The 260-nt window shown below is 38.8% G+C and carries 1 protein-coding gene; it reads right to left on the reverse strand.

Translation table 11 applies throughout. The features are described 5' to 3' along the window. A partial coding sequence (locus RYX56_RS23370) for a hypothetical protein (protein ID WP_317124259.1) occupies nucleotides 1-260 on the reverse strand: 260 nt, incomplete at both ends.

Consider the following 260-nt stretch of genomic DNA (forward strand, 5'->3'; position numbering starts at 1 on the left):
GAAATATTCATCCTCTGTAGCAACAACCGCTTTAATCAAATAATCGGAAACTTGATCCAGCCTCACTTCTTCCCGTTCAAGATCCGTTCTAAGTTTTCCCAAGTAATCATCATGAGCAAAATATAATTGCGATGTTTCTGTGTAATTATAAATATCCTTTTTCATACTTTCGTAAGAACGGATCGGTTCGTCTTTTACGAGTGAGGCAAAGTAACCGGCACCAACACCAACTGCAAATGCGCCTCCAATAATGATTACAG

Origin of the sequence: Alkalihalophilus lindianensis, from assembly GCF_032843265.1 — a bacterium.
GTDB classification, from domain to species: Bacteria; Bacillota; Bacilli; order Bacillales; family Bacillaceae_D; genus Alkalihalophilus; species Alkalihalophilus lindianensis.